Genomic DNA, 14,705 nt, shown 5'->3' on the forward strand with positions numbered 1-14,705 from the left:
GGTAAAAGATGGTTTCAAATCTTACTTAGAACTGATGACAGTGATTGTTAAAAAGTTAGATAGAGGGTGTTTGGATAACCTTACAAACTACTACCGACATATCATCATAAACTTTTTGTTTCGCCATTAATTTACGAAATACAGTCAGACGGGACTTATCGTTATCATATTGTTGCCAAATTTTTTCTCTTATTTCTTCTGAAAGAGCGTCGCTTAGGCCGTCTGAACAAAGCAGCAGGCTTTCTCCTGCTTTAAGCGTAAGCTCGACATGGCACATTTTGTCTTGGAAATCGGAATAATCTGCTACTAGATAAGAAGAAACGCCGCCATATATGGTGGCAAACCCTTCTTCTTTTTTATCCGACAAACCATCCAGCAATTCGGAGAGTATCGAGTGATCTTGGGTCAGTTGCTTCCATTTTCCTTGTGTATCAATCAAATAGGCGCGACTGTCGCCTACACTGATGATTTTGGTTTTGCCGGTGGTTTGGTCGATTTCGGCGGCAACAAAAGTGGTTGAGGAACCAAAATAATCCTCTGCCAACTCTTTAGATAAAGCGGTTTGTATATGATTGATGGTTTGACGGCTGAGTTGGGCTGTGTGGCTTAATAAGTGCATGGCTGATTTGCTGGCTTTTTCGGGACGGTTGCTATTGGAAATGCCGTCGGCTATCCCGATGATAAAGCGTGGACGGGTTTCAAGACGTGTTTCAGCGGTTTTGAGTTTATATTGAAACACTTGCTCGCCGTTAAAAAGGGCATCTTGGTTGTGCTGTTTGTTGCTGCCGATTTGTTGGCAAAAGGTGATTTCGCAAAAGTTGTTCATGGTTTGTCCATTTGTTGGGTGAATATTCGCTGCAGGCTTTTCATCGCTTCTAACCCTCCGGATTTACACTTGGGCAATACGTTTGAAATTTGATGATTAAGGTTAAAGGCCGTCTGAAAAATAGTTTTCAGACGTCCTTTACTGCGCTTAACCAAGCACTAATTAACTGCTAATTTTACTGTGTTTTAATACATCCATCGAAACCTGAATACACATTTGAAAAGGAAATCAAACATGAAAAAATTCTTATTGACCGCCATCGTTGCTTTGTCTGCCGCTACTGCCGGTGCCGGCGATTACATCGAACAAAAAATCTACAGCGACAAAAACTTCGAGCAAAACCGTGCTAAAGCCGTAAAAATGTTGGAACAACGCGGCTATCAAGTTCACGATGTTGAAGCCGATAGCCGTCGAGGCCAGCCTGTGTTGGATATCGAGGCTTTTAAAGATGGTCGTGAGTACGACATTGTGTTGTCTTACCCTGATTTGAAAATTATTAAAGAACGCATCGACTATTAATATTTTGATGCAAAGTGGGTTGTCGCAGGACTTTGGGGTTCTGCGGCAGTTTGCTATTTAGGTATTTAAAGAATGTAAGCGGCATGTAAATTACCTAAAATAAATGAACTAAATATGCTTTTTATTTTCCATTTAATTCAAAGTGTTTGATGTTGGGAGTCATGATATGGATTTGAATGATTGGAAGGAAAATGGCTGGCAGAAGCAGATGGGCGACCAAGGCAAATCTTTAAACGACGGCGTATCTGCCGATTCCCAACAGGACGTTGATTTTTGGGAGCGCAATCGAAACAATACTGTTGAAAACGAAGTTAGTGTTGCGGCTGAAACGGTAGAAATTCAGGAAACGGTAGAAGGTCAGGAAGCAGTTGAACATCCTGAGATGCCGTCTGAAAAAAGTGAAAAGAAAACCAAACGCAAAAAAGACAAGGCAAAAAAGAAAAAAAATAAAGCTGAGGATTTGAATGCGCCTGATCTGTTGGGTACGAATAAGGGCGTGGAAACCATGTTCCGCAACGCCGTACGCTCGGAGATGGAATTGTTGGCGCTGGCGGCAACCAAAGCGAATATTATGATTTCGCTGAATGGTTTTATCGTGTCTGCACTGATGATTTCGGGCGCGTTTATTTTTTCATCGTCGCCCGAATTTCTGATTCCGGCCAGTACGTTTATGATTACTGCCGCCGCGTCTATCGTGTTTGCGTTGCTTTCTGCTTCGCCGGAACGTATCGGCAAAATGCAGGCGGCGCGGACATGGTTTAAGGATTTTATCCGCGGCCGTTCTAAGCTGCGGGACTTGAAAAACCGCCTCAGTAGTACCGAAACGCGCTTTTTTGGCGGCAGCCAACCCAATATTTTGATTTATGAAGACCGTGTGAAACTGCAAAAAGATCAATATTGGGAAATGATGCAGGAGATTATGGGCGACCGTAAACAAATCTATGAAAAGATGAGCGACCATCTTTATTGGCTTGGTTTGTTGGCGGACAAACAGTTCAAATACATCAATTTGTCTTACGCGGTATTCCGCTGGGGCTTGCTGGCTTCACTGGTGGCATTTATCGGCGTGAAAACATTGCCGTCATTGCTGATACCGCCGGCCAACAATGCGGCAGAGCTGCGTTCGATGGGGATCAATATGTTTAACGGTGTGTACGAGCCTTCCGCCGTACAACAGCTTCCGGACGGTAATTTGTTGATTGCGGAAGACGAACCCAACCATGCGTTCAGTATTGTCAGCATTGATAAAACGGGCAGGTTTGTGGAAGACGAGGCATTGGATACGCGCGTGATTACCGGTTTCAAACGCCGCCTGAGCGACTTGGAGGCTTTGGCGCGCGACGATGAAGGCTTTATCTACGCGCTGACTTCACATTCGCGCACCCGTAAAGGCAACCGTTCGCCCGACCGCGAACACCTGATGCGCTTTAAAATCCAAGACGGCAATGTGTTGGGGCTGACCAGCTACGACAATCTGACTCAGGTTTTGGAAACCGACCACAAGCTGCATGATTTGATTCGCGAGCGAACCAAGGCTGAAGTTTCTTTTGAAGAAATCAATATTGAAGGCATGGCGTTTGATCCGGTGAAAAAACGTCTCGTTTTGGGATTCCGTGACCCTGAATTCAACAACATGGCTTTGGTCGCATTTATCAGCAATCCGAAAGATGTGTTTGAGCGCAATGCCAAACCTGAATTTGATGAAGTGGCGGTGATTGATATTGATGGCGGCGGTATCCGTTCCCTCAACTATGATCCTGTGTTGAAAACCTACGTGATTGCCAATGAAGTGAAGGATGAGAATGGACAGAAATTCTCGCAACTGTGGACTTGGAGCGGCAACCCGACCGATGAACCGCAAAAAATCTCTCTGCCTAATCTGCAACACATCACCAACGTCGAAGCCGTCGATTCGATTACCGTTAACGGCAAGCCGCAGATGATTTTGATGGGCGACGAAGGCAATGCTTCGCAGAAAATTACTGCCAAGTATATGTTGGTAGATTACAGTCAACTGGGTAAACAGTAAGTTATCTTGGCTGCTGAATAAAAGGCCGTCTGAAACCGATAGTTTATGGTTTCCGACGGCCTTTTTGTTTTCAGTAAAACAGGTTGATGGGTTTAAATACTCTAATCAACGATGATAAACCCAAAAACGTGGATAAGTTTCAGACGGCCTTCAAGCCATTGATGACACGTTTGTAGCAGGTATAAACCAATGCCGCGCAAGCCAGCCACATAAGGATATAGAAAAGCGAATGGAAGCTACCGGCGATTGCATACCATACGGACAATGCGCCGATAAAGAATGCGCGGTCGCTTTTGCCGAATGGCCCGTCATAACGCCGGCCGTTGCCATGAACTTGTCCCAAAACGCCGCAAAACTCGGTCATTGCCGCCAGCCAAATAAACAGGGCAATTTGTACGCCACCGAAGGGCGCGATAAAGGCAAAAGGCAGATATAAAGCAGCATCGGCGGCAATATCGGTGATTTCATTCAAATAGCCGCCCAATGCCGATTGTTGGCCGAATTCCCGTGCCAGCATACCGTCCATCGCATTCAGCGCCATGCGGACAAACAACCAGATCGGCAAAAGCCAGAACAATGTGGATACACCTGCAAACAATGCTAAAAGCAAACCGATTAAAATGGAAACGGCGCAGGCAAACAGGGTAACCTGATTGGCAGTAATGCCTTTTTGATACAGTCGCTTAACAATGGGGCGCAACAGGTTTTGAAATTTTGGTTTCAGGGCGTAGATGCTCATAATTATGCTATATAAAAGAAAATGAAGTGCCGTGATTATAGACGAAATCCGTTATAATCAGTCAATCTTCGAATCACGCGGTTCGCAAACCTCCCGCGTTAACAAAACTAGGAATTTACAATGGAAAAACAGCAAGCCCTCGTTATTTTTTCGGGCGGGCAGGATTCAACGACCTGCCTGATTCAGGCAATTCAAACCTATGGCCGTGAAAATGTGCAGGCCATCACTTTTCAATATGGGCAACGCCACGCCATCGAATTGGAGCGCGCGCGTTGGATTGCCCAAGATTTGGGCGTGAAGCAGACCGTACTCGATTTGAGCCTGATGCAACAGATTACGCATAACGCTTTGATGGATGATACGGCATCCATTGAAACAGCTTCAGACGGCCTGCCCAATACATTTGTAGATGGACGCAATGCTTTGTTTTTGCTTTACGCCGCTATTTATGCCAAAGGGCAGGGGATACGCCATATCATTGCCGGCGTGTGCGAAACCGACTTTTCAGGTTATCCCGACTGCCGCGATGTGTTCGTCAAGTCGATGAATGTCACGCTGAATCTGGCCATGGATTACGCTTTTCAAATCCACACGCCCTTGATGTATTTAACCAAAGCGCAAACTTGGGCATTGGCGGATGAAATGGGTGTGTTGGATTATATTCGCGAGCATACGCATACTTGTTATAACGGTGTGGTCGGCGGTTGTCATGAATGCCCAAGCTGTATTTTGCGCGAGCGCGGCTTGTCAGAATATTTGGAAAGCAAAAAGGCCGTCTGAATTAAGAGGAGCATCTATTTCCAATATCCAGTAATACGAAAAGGCCGTCTGAACAATTCGTTTCAGACGGCCTTTGGTTATGTGTTTTGTTCTGCTTAGAACAGCAAATCTTCCGGTTCGCTGCTTGCCGGAGCCTCTTTCGCAGGCGCAGAGGCCGGGACAGTAGCCGGTTCCGAAGCGGCTTTAGGCTCGGAAGCAGGCGTCTCAGCAGGAGTGGTTGCCGGTTTGGCAGCAGGTTTTGCCGGTTTCACCGGAGTCGGACGAACGCTTTGTTTCGGTTCGGATGCTGCCTTGTTTGTATCGTCGGTAGCATCGACTTCGATTTCAGTGCCTTGAGGCAATACCACATCTTTAGCAGGAGCCGGTTTTGGCATGACTTTTGGTTTGCTGTAAGCATCCGTGCCGCTGGTCCATGCCAAAGATTTTAAAGGCGATTTGAGTTTCACGCCTTTAGCGCAGGTCAGACAGTTTGCCGCGCCGGTGCGTCCTTTCAGGATTGCATCCACACGCGCTGCAGGAATGGTTTTGCCGTGCGCTTTTGCCCAAGCGGCAATGCTTTTTTTCAGGGCAGCCGTATCAAGGTTTTTCTTGTCGTATGGGTCACGATAGGCAGCCAGCCATAAGTTTTGGTTGGCATCTTCGTTCAGGCTTGCCATTTGGTAGATAACGGAGGCAGGAGAACCTGTTGCGATGGTTTTGGCAAATTCCAATGCATCAGGCGATTTCATGCGCACGCAACCATGGCTGCGGACGCCGGGTACGCTGGCAGGGGCATTGGTGCCGTGAATGCCTAGGCTTAATTTAGGGTCGCCAAGACGGACGAATACCGGACCCAGCGGATTATTCGGGCCGGCCGGTACGCTTTTTACGCCGTCATTGCGTTCTTTTTGGATGGATTTAGGGATGTGCCAAACCGGGTTGTAGGCTTTGGCGCCGATTTTGTGTTCGCCCAGAGTGGTTTGGGTCATGGCTTTGCCGACGGCAACAGGATAAATTTTGCTCAGTTTGCCGTTGTCGTAGAGGAATAGACGCTGTTGCGTAATATTGATAACGACGTGTTGTCCGGAAGAGGCGGGAGAGACGTCTGGAATAAGTGTGTTTGCAGCAGCGGCCGAGGTCAGAAGAGCGGCTGTCAGGCCAAGGAATAATTTTTTCATGTCGTCTTTTTTTGTAGGGATTGAAATGAAAGTTTTTGGCGCATGATACCTGAAACTCTGTGTTTTTGTGAGAAAATATGCGCTTTCGGTATTGAAAGACAGTCAGACGGCCGGTAAGCGGCTGTCTGACGGAAACGGTATGAGTGTGAAAGAACGGTATCAAGAGGCGGAAGTTTTTTCTTTGGATTATGAGGGCAGGGGTGTTGCCAGAGTCGATGGGAAGACTGTATTCATCGGCGGTGCGCTGCCCGGAGAGCGTGTAACGTTTGCCATTCATAAAGAAAAAAAGCAGTTTGCAGAAGCTCAGGTCGAAACGGTTTTAAAACCTTCTTCCGAACGCGTGGAGCCCGCTTGTTGCTATTTTGATACATGTGGCGGCTGTTCGCTCCAACATGTTTCCTTTGGCGCGCAAGTTGCATTAAAGCAACGGATTTTGGAAGAGCAGTTGGAACGGATAGGTAAGGTCAAGCCGGAGATAATTTTGCCTCCTTTATATGGTTTCTCCTGGTATTATCGCGATAGAGCACGTTTAAGTGTTGCAGTGGATAAAAAAGGCCGTCTGAAACTCGGTTTTCAGGCTAAAAAAAGTCATGATGTCGTCAATATCCGCCATTGTTCTATTTTGCCTAAACATGTTTCCGATAAATTGCCTGATGTCCGAAATTTGCTGCAAAAGCTGCATGATGACGGTGTAAAAGTGAAATTTGTTGAGTTTTATTGCGGGAGAGATGTGACCGTACTCAACATTCGTTTCGTAAATCAACCGTTTGGACAAATATTAAGCGAATTGCGTAATTGGTTTGATAAGATATTGTCGGGTGCTGAAAAAGCATGGCAAATATGGCTGCAGGATCATGCCGAGTCCTTGCCGTTTTATCCCGAGAATGCGCCTGCCCTGAACTATAATTTTGCTCAATTTGATGTGGAAATGCCTTACAAGCCGGGTGATTTTACGCAGATTAATGCGCAATTGAACGAAGTGATGGTGGCAAGGGCGGTCAGGCTTTTAAACCCTCAAAAAGGGGAGAGGATTGCCGATTTGTTTTGCGGTTTGGGCAATTTCAGTTTGCCGCTGGCGAAAAGTGGCGCATCGGTTGTCGGTATTGAAGGCGCCGATTATTTGGTAGATAGGGCAAGGGAAAATGCCCGCCTGAATCGTTGTGCTGAGAATATGACGTTTTCTGTTGCCGACTTGTTCGATACCGATGAAAAAACTGTTGAGTCATGGGGGCAATTTGACAAGATGTTGCTCGATCCGCCGAGAAGCGGAGCTTATGCTGTTGTCAAATCGATACATAAGCCGTTTTTACCCCAAAAAATAGTATATGTTTCGTGTAATCCATCAACATTTGCACGGGATGCCGGTGTCTTGTTTGATAAGGGCTATAAGTTTAAGGCGGCGGGAATCATGAATATGTTTGCACAAACCTCGCATGTTGAATCCATCGGTGTGTTTGAGTTGTAAATTGGTATCAAGTCCTTTATGTGAGTAGGGTTTTTAATGTAAAAATGAGTGCATTCATGTTATCATCATTCGTTTGGGGAATTCATAACGTTGAAGTTGCGTGTAAAGCAACAGATGTTAATAAATGCAGTTTGCAGCACAAGACCGGGAGGTGTTCTTGAACTATCAACTTTTAACTATTTTTTTGCTGGTGCTTTTTTTGCTGGTGTTGTTTTTTGTTCGTCATAAACAAAGTAGTGAACAAAGAGGCAACTCAGGCAAACAAAGCGCACATGCATCAAAAGGCGGCCATAAATCTGCCGCTCATACAGCCTCCTCTGAGGATGGAAACGACTGGATTGAGAAAGTCAACCAGACAGTTTCCAATGCAGATAATCAAGATTGGGAATGGGGTGGAAGCGGCTCAAGCAATGCTACGGCTTCTGTTTCTGCGCAAGAAGTCGATCCATTGACCGAATACCAGGTTTATAAACAATTTGGTTATGAGAGCAAGGCTGCAGAGTCTTTGGCCGGTTATCTCAATACCTTGGAAGATGGTGCACCGGAAAAACTGGTTCATGAATTAATCGGTTTGAATCTGCGCGTCGGCAATATCGACATGCTCGCAGATACGCTTGAGCGCCATAGTGCTTCCCTTTCTGAAGACAGCGTAGCTGAATACTTGAAAGCCGGTTTGGCTTTAGATTCAACCAACCTGCGCCTGCGCGTTTTTGCCGAACATCATCTCGGTTGGAATATGCAGGAAGTGGATCGTCAAATTGGCGAACAAAGCGGTTTGGAAGTTGCTTCCGACGAGCATATTGCCTTTGAGAACGATTCGGCCGAACGCATTGTTGTGCCAGGTATGGGCAAACGCGCGCCTATCGTATTAGGCAAGAAAGACTTTGGCGAAATCAGCCCTGAAGAGATGGGTGCGGTGATTGGTTTTGCTAAGCCGGAGCGCAGTGCAAAAATCCTGAAAGACAAAATTAGTTACGAGACTGCTTTGCATCAATACAACAAAGCAATCCAAACTTCTGCGAAACCTGCTGGTCTCATTATCGATGCCTTGCGTCTGGATTATCAGAATGAAGAAGTAGGGCAGTTTGCCAAGCATCTGTGGAAGCTTTACCACTCTTTGGGCCAATATGGCCGTCAAGTAAAAGAACGTATGCTTGGTTGGGGTTATAGCCTTGGTTATCACGAAATTTTTGATGATTTGGAAAAAGGGCCGTCTGAACAGCAAATTAAAGAGATTGGTTTGAAGCGCGGTTATATTCAGCCAAGTTCTTTGCAGATGAAGGCCAAATATCGCGATTTGGTTCAAAAAGATTCTTCTGTCATCAGCGCGAGCTCTTCACCTGCTGATGAAGCTCTGAAAGAAGTGGAATCTCTGTTGGCCTACGGTCAGTTGGATTTGGCTATCAGCACTCTGGAACAAGCTGTTTTGCAGTATCCTCAAGAATCGCAGCTGTACATCATCTTGTTTGATTTGTACGAACGCGTCGAAGACTGGGGACGTTTGGAGCAATTCCTGCGCCTGTTGCGCGAGCGTGTTGTCAGCCTGCCTGAAGAGGTTGTCTTGGCAATGAGTCGTCTCTTGCAACGAATGAACCAATATTCAAAAAAATAAGATAATCGTAGAAAGTACGAGTAATGAATAATCATTTACCAAAAATTAAAACCATACGGGTTATGTTACAGGAGATGGGTGAGCAACAGCAGGCGGTATTCCGTATGGCATTTAAAATGCACAATACGACGAATTACGTCATCGTTTCTCCTGATTCTGATGAAAAACCGGATTTGGTATTGGTTGATACCGATACGCCGGCAGGTGTAGAAGCTTGGAAAGAGTCGAAGAAAACTTATCCGGAAGTACCTGTGGCAATGTTTTCTTCTGAATTGCCAACCGTAACGACTCCTTATTTGGCCAAGCCGGTTAAATTCGATACCTTGTTTCCTGTTTTGCGCAGCCTGGCTCAGGGCGGGAATGTTTTTGAGCCGTCTGAACAACAAGCGGCTGAAGAGAATAAAGGACAATCAAATTCCGATGGCGCAAGAAAAGCCACCATTCGCCGATTTAATCCAAATAAAGGCTTGTTGGGTGCGCTGAAATTTGCCAGTCAAGGACACCAAGATATTGCCGTCTTGCATGAAGGCAAGCCGATATTGATCGTGTTTCCCAGTATTCAACGTGTGCTGCTGACAGTCAGTGCCAATGAGCTGGAGAAATTGTGTAAAAACGATAACTTGGCAGTTGTGTGTAAGGCTGTTCCTGATAATCCGCAATGGAAAGAGAAAGCCAAAGTTACCATTATGTCATGCTTGTGGCAGATGGCTATTTGGACTGCATCAGGCCGTCTGATTTATCCGATGACGCCGCAAACTGTCTTTACGCTCAAGCGTTGGCCAAACTTAACCCGTTTGGCGCATGTTCCGGAATCTATGCGTTTGTCGGCATTTCTGACGAAGACATCCGTTAATTTGAATGTTCTCTATAAAGTCATGCCATTAGAAATGCCTGATATTTTGAATTATTTATCGGCAACATATATAACAGGCTTTTTGGCGACAGATACAGAGTTTGCAACAGATGCGAACAATACGCCTTCCTTGAATGAACAGATTGATGTGAATAGCAAAGACGTACCTGAAACAGCAATGAGCAAAGAGGCTCAAAAAGTTGCCGGTCCGTCTAAAGAACAACCTCGCGGCCTGTTGCAACGCCTGATGCGTAAGTTGCTGGGTAAATCGTAAAGGACACGTCATGAAAGAAAATAAAATTATCTTTACCGGTCCTGTTGGCGTAGGTAAAACCACTGCAATTTCAGCTTTATCTGATGAACCGCCGGTTCAAACCGATGCATCCGCATCCGATATGACACTTGTCCGCAAGGGGTACACGACTGTGGCAATGGACTACGGTGTCATTCATTTGGATGAGGAAACCAAGGTTCACCTTTACGGCACGCCTGGTCAGGAGCGTTTTAATTTTATGTGGGAAATTCTGAGCCAAGGCAGCATGGGCTTAGTGCTTCTTTTAGATAATACAAGAAGCAACCCATTGAAAGATTTGCAATTTTTCTTGGATGCGTTCCGCGAGTTGCTGAAAAAAGCGCCTTTGGTTGTAGGGGTAACGAAGATGGATATCCGCTCCTTGCCAAGCGTAGATGTTTATCAAAAATATTTAGCACAGAATAATTTTAATGTACCGGTTTTTGAGATTGATGCACGTCGAGAAGACGATGTAAAACAATTGGTTACTGCCATGTTGTTCTCAATTGACCCCGGATTAGAGGTATAAGATGGAAGCGACACTCTCTTTACAATCAAATTTATATCCTAAGATTACACCGGCAGGTGCGTATTATGCCGTTTCAAGCGATACGCCCAGCGCCAGCAGAACTTTATTGTATGGTTTGTTGCGCGCAGAGCCGTCTGAAACCATCAGCAGTGAAAAACTTTTGGCGTGGGCAGACACCAGCGATATCAATACCGCTTTAAACCTGTTGTATCGCCTCCAACGCTTGGAGTTTTTGTACGGTGACGAGGAAATCAGCACAGAGGACATCCATCTGACTGACGAGCAATTACCGACATTGTTGGAACAGTTGTCTAATTCTGGCAAAGCTTTGTTGGCTGATGAAAACGGTTTGTATTTTGCCAATGCCAATTTCCATCACGAGGCTGCGGAAGAATTGGGCCTTTTGGCGAGCGAAGTGGCCAAAATGGAAGACAATCACCGTCTTTTGATTCGCAATAACCTGCATATCAATAATAGCGCATGGGGTATTTGTGATCCTTCTGGCCAAAGTGAATTGACCTTTTTCCCACTGTATATTGGCATGACCAAACTGATTTTGGTAATTGGCGGCATGCCTGATTTAAATAAAGAGGCTTTTGTTACTTTGGTTAAAGTGCTGTACCACCGATACGGCAGCCGTTGATTTTTGCCTGACCGATATTTATTTTAGAATGGAGCGACTATGCAACAACTATTAATCTCTGTATTAAGCGATTTGAACAATACCTCTGCGGATATCACTGCTTCTGCAGTTATTTCTACAGACGGCCTGCCAATCGCAACCATGCTGCCTTCGCATTTGAATGCAGACCGTGTAGGTGCGATGTCGGCAACGCTTTTGGCGTTGGGTAATCGTTCCGTACACGAGTTGGCTTGCGGTGAGTTGGATCAGGTAATGGTTAAAGGTAAAAATGGCTATATTCTGCTGAGTCAGGCAGGTGAAAATGCAGTGTTGGCATTGATGGCAAAAGAAAGCGGTAAATTGGGTTTGATTTTGTTGGATGCGAAACGTGCGGCCAAACAAATTGCTGAAATCTTATAAAAGTTTTATAAATTAAAAAGATATAAAAATATTTTTGTTTTTATATAGATTGTTGCTTGACAGGTTTCTGATATTTTCTATATAATCTTATCTTTAATTCCCCGATAGCTCAGTCGGTAGAGCGACGGACTGTTAATCCGCAGGTCCCTGGTTCGAGCCCAGGTCGGGGAGCCAGATTTGAAAACCACCATGTTACATGGTGGTTTTTATTTTATCTATTGGTTAATATTTTAAGATATTTTGATGGTAATTGATTAAATGATTACACTTAATTCATCAGTCTTTATAGGAACAAATCATCAAGGTTACATCACAACCATCCATGTGAAAAGTGGAAAAGAGTTTTGGAAAGCTATAAATCGTAGCAATCCAAAAGATAAAACAATTTATGAAGTAAAATAATTTATGAAAGGTTAAAAATGATTTATTCAGCAAAGCTAAAAAAAATGGATGAAACAATTGAGGAATTTGCATATTTTTCTATAGAAAATAACGATCTATATTGTTTCCTTAATTGTTGTCCAATGGCTATTGAAGTGAATAAAGTTTACAATGTGGAACTTGACTATTTCATTATTGATGAGTTTATATTGGAAGAGGTTAATACAGATGAATCTGTTATTATTCCTTTTGAAAGAATAGGTGATAGTACACAATATAAGATAACAGGTAGGCTAGATGGCAATATATTTACAGCTGGAAATATTTGCTTTGAAGATGATGCTCTTCAATTAGAATATTCTTATTTAGATGGCAGATTAATTACTTTAACTGTATGGAGATTAAGTATATCCGTAATTTCTGAAAGAATATAATCGTTATATTTTCTAAGAAAATTATTGTCTATATAAACCGTGTCGTCTGAAAAAATCCCAATTTTTCAGACGGCTTGAGACCTTGGTAAAAAAAATAAATTTTCACCCAGGCATTTAGGGGGGGTCTTATAAGAATCTTCTTTCGGCAAACCGAACAAACCATGATCACCAAATCGACCGATTCCTTTTATTAACGCTGGAGAAAGTGATTTGTTGGCAGCTGTAGACTGTTTTTAAAAGAAAATATGCTGTCGGACTTTGCCTTTCTTTCGTCAAACTGATAAACTGTTTGCCATTATTTTTGACCGGGGCATAAATTTTTCATGAAAGACGCAGAGCAGAGTAGTTGTTATACCGCTTCTTTCCCTTTATTTATGCCCGAAATTTGGCAGTCTGTCCGTTTTAAGCGGAACGGCTGCCTTTTTGTATTTTAAAGGAACGCAATCATTATGGATTTCAGTTGGTTGGCCGAGCCGCATACTTGGATAGGCTTTGCCACGCTTCTGGTTTTGGAAGTTGTTTTAGGTATTGATAACCTTGTTTTCGTAGCGATTTTGGCAAACAAGGTCAAACCGTCGCAACGGGATAGGGCGCGGATAACGGGCTTGGGTTTGGCTGTCGTTATTCGGATTTTCATGCTGGGCTTCATGGCGCATATCATGACGCTGACGCATCCTTTGTTTGAGCTGGGTGGCTTGGAGATTTCCGGCAAAGACATGATTATGTTTGCCGGCGGTATTTTCCTGCTTTATAAAGCGACTACCGAGCTGCACGAACGACTTGAAGGCCACAATCAATTTGCGGTTGCTGAAGGACAGAAGAAGCATTCTTCCTTTTGGGGCGTTGTGGCGCAAATCTTGATTTTGGATGCGGTTTTCTCTATCGATTCTGTCATTACGGCAGTGGCGATGGTTGATCATATTGTGGTAGCAATGGGTGCAGTGGTTGTGGCGATGACGGTGATGATTTCCGCCAGCAAACTGTTGACTGCCTTTGTGGACAAGCATCCGACCGTTGTGATGTTGTGTTTGGGTTTCTTGTTGATGATTGGTTTCAGCCTGATTGCGGAAGCCTTCCATTTCCATATTCCGAAAGGCTATTTGTATGCGGCGATCGGCTTCTCGATTTTGATCGAACTGTTTAATCAGGTTTCGCAAAAGAATGCCCGCAAAAATGACTACATCAGTACTTCTTGGCGTAAGCGCACCGCTGAAAATGTGTTGGGCATGATGGGTATCCGCGAAAGCATTTTGGCAAAAGCAGGCGATAACGGCGGCGATGACGAGCATTTTGAAGAAAACGAAAAATCCATGATTCGCAGCGTGCTGACTTTGGCGGAGCGTCCGATTATGGGTGTGATGATTCCGCGTCGGGAAATCGAGAAATTGGATATTTCCCAAAGTCGGGAAGAACAAAATGCGCAGTTGAAAAATACGCCGTATAGCCGTTTGTTGGTTGTCGGTAAGGCAGGTGTAGATGAGCCTTTGGGCTATATCAGTAAAAAAGATTTGCTGAACCAGCTGCTTGAATCGGGAGAAATCAATATTCAGACGGCCTTGCGCCAGCCGTTGATTTTGCCGGACAGTACGACGGCGTTGAATGCGATTGAATTGTTCCGTCAAAGCAGCGCGGATTATGCCTTGGTAGTGGATGAATTTGGTGCGGTGCTGGGTATGGTGACCATGAAAGATTTGTTGGAAACCATTGCCGGTGAATTCCCCGAAGAGTTTGAGCGTGAGGAAGAAGAAGCTGCTCCAGCCAGTCAGGATGAAACGCTGTCTGTGGATGGTGCATTGGAGTATGTGGAATTGGCTTCTCAATTGAATCTACCTGCCCAAGAGGAAGACGCTGACTTTCATACCGTTGCCGGCTTGATTATGGAAGAGTTGCAAAGTATTCCTGATGTAGGCGATTTCATCGATTATCACGGTTGGCGTTTTGAAGTGGTTGAAAAAGACGGACAACGGATTGCTCGTGTGAAAATCAACCGTTTGCCGGAAGAAGAATAAGTAAAGGCTAATTAGTAAAGGCCGTCTGAAAATGTTCA

Annotated in this window: 14 protein-coding genes, 1 tRNA gene and 1 riboswitch; of the genes, 12 read left to right on the forward strand and 3 right to left on the reverse strand. The window is 44.6% G+C overall.

The window, feature by feature from the left end:
* Positions 1-55: 55 nt before the first annotated feature.
* Positions 56-826, reverse strand: coding sequence for a PP2C family protein-serine/threonine phosphatase (locus BBP27_RS00425; protein WP_188211876.1), 771 nt, complete (start codon positions 824-826; stop codon positions 56-58).
* A 234-nt stretch (positions 827-1,060) separates the two neighbouring features.
* On the opposite strand from BBP27_RS00425, the gene BBP27_RS00430 reads away from it, so the two are divergent.
* Together BBP27_RS00430 and BBP27_RS00435 are read left to right on the forward strand one after the other, a co-directional pair.
* A complete protein-coding gene (locus BBP27_RS00430; RefSeq protein WP_049323918.1) occupies positions 1,061-1,345 on the forward strand; it encodes a PepSY domain-containing protein in 285 nt (94 codons plus the stop codon).
* Positions 1,346-1,511: 166 nt separating this feature from the next.
* Positions 1,512-3,374 carry a Pycsar system effector family protein gene (locus BBP27_RS00435; protein ID WP_188211875.1) on the forward strand — a complete coding sequence of 621 codons (1,863 nt, stop codon included), beginning with the start codon at positions 1,512-1,514 and terminating at the stop codon, positions 3,372-3,374.
* A gap of 139 nt (positions 3,375-3,513) precedes the next feature.
* On the opposite strand, the gene BBP27_RS00440 is transcribed toward BBP27_RS00435, so the two are convergent.
* Complete coding sequence (locus tag BBP27_RS00440) at positions 3,514-4,113, reverse strand: CDP-alcohol phosphatidyltransferase family protein (protein WP_188211874.1); 600 nt, start codon at positions 4,111-4,113, stop codon at positions 3,514-3,516.
* Positions 4,114-4,184: 71 nt separating this feature from the next.
* Positions 4,185-4,230: riboswitch (PreQ1 riboswitch) on the forward strand.
* 3 nt (positions 4,231-4,233) lie between these two features.
* On the opposite strand from BBP27_RS00440, the gene queC reads away from it, so the two are divergent.
* A complete protein-coding gene (gene queC, locus BBP27_RS00445) occupies positions 4,234-4,893 on the forward strand; it encodes a 7-cyano-7-deazaguanine synthase QueC (RefSeq protein WP_188211873.1) in 660 nt (219 codons plus the stop codon).
* A gap of 95 nt (positions 4,894-4,988) precedes the next feature.
* Here queC and BBP27_RS00450 read toward each other — a convergent pair whose 3' ends face one another.
* Positions 4,989-6,050: a L,D-transpeptidase gene (locus BBP27_RS00450; protein WP_188211872.1), complete on the reverse strand. Its 1,062-nt coding sequence runs from the start codon at positions 6,048-6,050 to the stop codon at positions 4,989-4,991.
* A 139-nt stretch (positions 6,051-6,189) separates the two neighbouring features.
* Between BBP27_RS00450 and rlmD the strand changes: the two genes are divergently transcribed.
* The 9 genes from rlmD to BBP27_RS00495 all read left to right on the forward strand — a co-directional run bounded on the left by rlmD (position 6,190) and on the right by BBP27_RS00495 (position 14,667).
* Positions 6,190-7,515 (forward strand): 23S rRNA (uracil(1939)-C(5))-methyltransferase RlmD, encoded by a 1,326-nt coding sequence (gene rlmD / locus BBP27_RS00455; protein WP_188211871.1) that lies wholly within the window; start codon positions 6,190-6,192, stop codon positions 7,513-7,515.
* 124 nt (positions 7,516-7,639) lie between these two features.
* Complete coding sequence (locus BBP27_RS00460; protein WP_070822019.1) at positions 7,640-9,127, forward strand: 23S rRNA methyltransferase; 1,488 nt, start codon at positions 7,640-7,642, stop codon at positions 9,125-9,127.
* A 23-nt stretch (positions 9,128-9,150) separates the two neighbouring features.
* On the forward strand, positions 9,151-10,254 hold the full coding sequence (locus BBP27_RS00465) for a response regulator (RefSeq protein WP_003748735.1): 1,104 nt from the start codon (positions 9,151-9,153) through the stop codon (positions 10,252-10,254).
* A 10-nt stretch (positions 10,255-10,264) separates the two neighbouring features.
* Positions 10,265-10,801 carry a GTP-binding protein gene (locus tag BBP27_RS00470; RefSeq protein WP_003748733.1) on the forward strand — a complete coding sequence of 179 codons (537 nt, stop codon included), beginning with the start codon at positions 10,265-10,267 and terminating at the stop codon, positions 10,799-10,801.
* Position 10,802: 1 nt separating this feature from the next.
* The gene (locus tag BBP27_RS00475) at positions 10,803-11,444 is read left to right on the forward strand and encodes a hypothetical protein (protein WP_003748732.1); all 642 of its coding nucleotides are present in this window, start codon (positions 10,803-10,805) and stop codon (positions 11,442-11,444) included.
* 39 nt (positions 11,445-11,483) lie between these two features.
* Positions 11,484-11,843, forward strand: a complete 360-nt coding sequence (locus BBP27_RS00480; RefSeq protein ID WP_003679682.1) for a roadblock/LC7 domain-containing protein — start codon at positions 11,484-11,486, stop codon at positions 11,841-11,843.
* 98 nt (positions 11,844-11,941) lie between these two features.
* A tRNA-Asn gene (locus BBP27_RS00485) sits at positions 11,942-12,017 on the forward strand.
* 245 nt (positions 12,018-12,262) lie between these two features.
* Positions 12,263-12,658, forward strand: coding sequence for a UCP019853 family protein (locus BBP27_RS00490; protein ID WP_188211870.1), 396 nt, complete (start codon positions 12,263-12,265; stop codon positions 12,656-12,658).
* A 449-nt stretch (positions 12,659-13,107) separates the two neighbouring features.
* Positions 13,108-14,667, forward strand: a complete 1,560-nt coding sequence (locus BBP27_RS00495; RefSeq protein WP_188211869.1) for a TerC family protein — start codon at positions 13,108-13,110, stop codon at positions 14,665-14,667.
* Positions 14,668-14,705: the final 38 nt, after the last annotated feature.

Source organism: Neisseria sp. RH3002v2g (genome assembly GCF_014596425.2).
Classification (GTDB): Bacteria; Pseudomonadota; Gammaproteobacteria; order Burkholderiales; family Neisseriaceae; genus Neisseria.

What these genes read in the sequence shown, in the direction of transcription:
- BBP27_RS00425 (WP_188211876.1), bottom strand. Translation starts at nt 826, where the DNA reads ATGAACAACTTTTGCGAAATCACCTTTTGCCAACAAATCGGCAGCAAC.
- BBP27_RS00430 (WP_049323918.1), top strand. Translation starts at nt 1,061, where the DNA reads ATGAAAAAATTCTTATTGACCGCCATCGTTGCTTTGTCTGCCGCTACT.
- BBP27_RS00435 (WP_188211875.1), top strand. Translation starts at nt 1,512, where the DNA reads ATGGATTTGAATGATTGGAAGGAAAATGGCTGGCAGAAGCAGATGGGC.
- BBP27_RS00440 (WP_188211874.1), bottom strand. Translation starts at nt 4,113, where the DNA reads ATGAGCATCTACGCCCTGAAACCAAAATTTCAAAACCTGTTGCGCCCC.
- queC (WP_188211873.1), top strand. Translation starts at nt 4,234, where the DNA reads ATGGAAAAACAGCAAGCCCTCGTTATTTTTTCGGGCGGGCAGGATTCA.
- BBP27_RS00450 (WP_188211872.1), bottom strand. Translation starts at nt 6,050, where the DNA reads ATGAAAAAATTATTCCTTGGCCTGACAGCCGCTCTTCTGACCTCGGCC.
- rlmD (WP_188211871.1), top strand. Translation starts at nt 6,190, where the DNA reads ATGAGTGTGAAAGAACGGTATCAAGAGGCGGAAGTTTTTTCTTTGGAT.
- BBP27_RS00460 (WP_070822019.1), top strand. Translation starts at nt 7,640, where the DNA reads ATGCAGTTTGCAGCACAAGACCGGGAGGTGTTCTTGAACTATCAACTT.
- BBP27_RS00465 (WP_003748735.1), top strand. Translation starts at nt 9,151, where the DNA reads ATGAATAATCATTTACCAAAAATTAAAACCATACGGGTTATGTTACAG.
- BBP27_RS00470 (WP_003748733.1), top strand. Translation starts at nt 10,265, where the DNA reads ATGAAAGAAAATAAAATTATCTTTACCGGTCCTGTTGGCGTAGGTAAA.
- BBP27_RS00475 (WP_003748732.1), top strand. Translation starts at nt 10,803, where the DNA reads ATGGAAGCGACACTCTCTTTACAATCAAATTTATATCCTAAGATTACA.
- BBP27_RS00480 (WP_003679682.1), top strand. Translation starts at nt 11,484, where the DNA reads ATGCAACAACTATTAATCTCTGTATTAAGCGATTTGAACAATACCTCT.
- BBP27_RS00490 (WP_188211870.1), top strand. Translation starts at nt 12,263, where the DNA reads ATGATTTATTCAGCAAAGCTAAAAAAAATGGATGAAACAATTGAGGAA.
- BBP27_RS00495 (WP_188211869.1), top strand. Translation starts at nt 13,108, where the DNA reads ATGGATTTCAGTTGGTTGGCCGAGCCGCATACTTGGATAGGCTTTGCC.